Origin of the sequence: uncultured Virgibacillus sp., assembly GCF_947495635.1 — a bacterium.
Classification (GTDB): Bacteria; Bacillota; Bacilli; order Bacillales; family Amphibacillaceae; genus Virgibacillus; species Virgibacillus salarius.
Window position 1 is genome coordinate 1 of sequence record NZ_CANMAB010000184.1, and the last position, 2,723, is coordinate 2,723.

The following is a 2,723-nucleotide window of genomic DNA, read 5'->3' on the forward strand; positions in this document are numbered from 1 at the left end:
AGCTATTATTCCATAATAGCTACTAGAGGAAGCGTAAATCTGAGCATTTAGTGATACGGACTGAGCGAATTTTGCTCCGTTTTTTTTAATCTGTCTTAAGTCTATTTATGGAGCATATATGTATCAATTGGTGAAGGTGATCATAGCGATATTAGCCTTCATGTAGTAGTATTGGCACAAATATCTTTTTTAATTGGAATAATATTGGGAAAAATATTATTATTTTTACTTATTTTGTTTCTATTTCCATTTATGGATATGCCTTATATAATGGATTACATGCGCTTACATTTTAGGTTTATTTTCAGAATATTACCCATTTGACAACAAGAGAAAGGAGAAATGATATGGGGAAGAAGAAAGGTGTATTCCAACGCTCGTTGGATGGCATTGAAGTAGTTGGAAATAAGTTACCACACCCAGTTACATTATTCGCAATATTGGCATTAATTGTATTGCTATTATCAGCAGCTCTTTCTCCTCTAGGAATTAGTGTAGAGCATCCTGGAGAAGAGGGGAAGATGGTAGAAATTAAAAATTTGCTAAATGCGGAAGGGATACAATATATTTTCACTAGCATGACGGATAACTTCATTGGGTTTGCCCCACTTGGAGTAGTATTAGTTACCATGTTAGGTATTGGAATTGCAGAACGCTCTGGTCTCATTAGTGCATTGCTTCGTGGGTTTGTCCTGTCCGTACCGAATCGTTTTATAACATTAGGTTTGGTGTTTGCTGGGATCATGTCAAGCGTAGCATCGGATGCTGGATATGTCGTATTACCACCGCTTGGTGCATTATTATTTGCGGCAATTGGTCGTCATCCATTAGCCGGTCTGGCAGCAGCTTTCGCGGGAGTATCTGGCGGATTTAGTGCAAATTTATTTTTATCGGGAACAGATGCTTTACTCGGAGAGTTAACGATTGCCGGTGCTGCTGTCATTGATCCAGCTTATGCAGAGTCAATGAGTATTGCCATGAACTGGTGGTTTATCATTGTATCCGTTTTTGTGCTTACCATTATTGGTACATGGGTTACGGAACGTGTTGTAGAGCCCCGTTTAGGAGAATACAAAGGGGAGTATCGAGAGAAGATTGAGAAGCTAACCAGTATAGAGAAAAAAGGATTAATTTGGTCTGTTGTATCGATTATTATTGCTGTCATTTTAACCGCCTTACTCATCGTACCTGAAGGAGCTCCTATGCGTGGAACAGGTGATCAGCCAATTATTGATTCACCATTTATGGATTCATTGGTACCAATTATTGCTATTCTCTTCTTTATTCCTGGTCTCGTGTACGGGAAGGTAACAAAAGCAATTAAAAATGATAAAGATGTAGCTGGGCAATTGTCAGGTACAATGGCTTCCATGGGCATGTTTATCGTATTAGCTTTTACCGCGGGACAGTTTGTTGCATATTTTAATGAATCTAACATGGGGTTAGTGCTAGGCGTATATGGTGCAGAGTTTTTACAAAATATTAATTTAACAGGAATCCCATTGGTGCTCGTATTTATCGTATTGGCAGCCTTTATTAATATCTTTATTGGTAGTGCCTCGGCAAAATGGGCGATGATGGCTCCGATCTTCGTACCAATTATGATGCAACTAGGCTATTCGCCAGAGTTAACACAAATGGCGTATCGTATTGCAGATTCTTCAACGAATATTATTTCTCCACTGATGACTTACTTTGCAATTATTATTGCGTTCGCACAAAAATATGATAAAAAAATGGGAATTGGTACGTTAATTTCAACGATGCTACCGTATTCCATTTTCTTCCTTATTGGATGGACGATTATGCTTGTCGTGTGGATGCTGCTTGGTATCGAGCTTGGACCAGGTGCACCAATATTGTATAACTAAGGTCTTTAAAATCGAGTATAGCCTGTTAAAGGTATAATACTCGATTTTTTTATAGTTTAGGAAATTGCAAAATTTGCCCATGTGGATAAATATGCGCTTGTTGAGCTGCGTGCAACTCCAGTCGCTACGCTTCTAATCGGGCGTTTGCGCTCTTTTTTAGGTAAAAAATAGTTTTGCAAATTGGCTCTTTGTTAAATGACGTTGGTCATGAATGTTATCCTGTATAAATTTAGTGCCGACTAACTAAGAAATAGTATTCAATAGGGATGGAGAACGGCGAGCGGTATGCCCTTGTTATCTTACACTTCAGGCGGTACGCTTACCGCGGGCACGGTCTCAGTCTTCGCACTCGCAAAGTGCGCTCGCTTACGGTGTCTTCACCTCGTGCTTTTCCCGCTGGTGTCGACCGCCTTCCATTCCAGATAACGAAAACAGTGTCCTTTATGAATAATCTATTTTTACACGTTACTCGCACATCCAAAATCCTTTATGCTGTTTTTGGGTGTGTTGGCGTTCGAAATTTATCCCGCATATAACTGGCAGTAAGCCCCCCTCAAGCAGTGAAGAGAAACCATTATAGCTAATTGTGGGTTCAACTGCCAGTAAATGTCCGATTGGTTCACCTAACCATCCGTGGGGGATAAACACACTCCTCACGGATGGAAGTTTCACTTTATCCCGCATATAACTGGCAGTAAGCCCCCCTCAAGCAGTGAAGAGAAACCATTATAGCTAATTGTGGGTTCAACTGCCAGTAAATGTCCGATTGGTTCGTCTAACCATCCGTGGGGGATAAACACACTCCTCACGGATGGAAGTTTCACTTTATCCCGCATATAACTGGCAGTAAGC

At 40.3% G+C, this 2,723-nt stretch carries 3 protein-coding genes; 1 reads left to right on the forward strand and 2 read right to left on the reverse strand.

Annotated features, from left to right (window positions below; genetic code table 11):
- The first annotated feature begins 347 nt into the window (after positions 1-347).
- Positions 348-1,871: an AbgT family transporter gene (locus Q1A47_RS20300; RefSeq protein WP_166530754.1), complete on the forward strand. Its 1,524-nt coding sequence runs from the start codon at positions 348-350 to the stop codon at positions 1,869-1,871.
- A 465-nt stretch (positions 1,872-2,336) separates the two neighbouring features.
- Here the strand turns inward: Q1A47_RS20300 and Q1A47_RS20305 are convergent, their stop codons facing one another.
- Positions 2,337-2,528 carry a hypothetical protein gene (locus Q1A47_RS20305; RefSeq protein ID WP_299632737.1) on the reverse strand — a complete coding sequence of 64 codons (192 nt, stop codon included), beginning with the start codon at positions 2,526-2,528 and terminating at the stop codon, positions 2,337-2,339.
- A gap of 11 nt (positions 2,529-2,539) precedes the next feature.
- A partial coding sequence (locus tag Q1A47_RS20310) for a hypothetical protein (protein WP_299632738.1) occupies positions 2,540-2,723 on the reverse strand: 184 nt, incomplete at its 5' end.

What these genes read in the sequence shown, in the direction of transcription:
- Q1A47_RS20300 (WP_166530754.1), top strand. Translation starts at nt 348, where the DNA reads ATGGGGAAGAAGAAAGGTGTATTCCAACGCTCGTTGGATGGCATTGAA.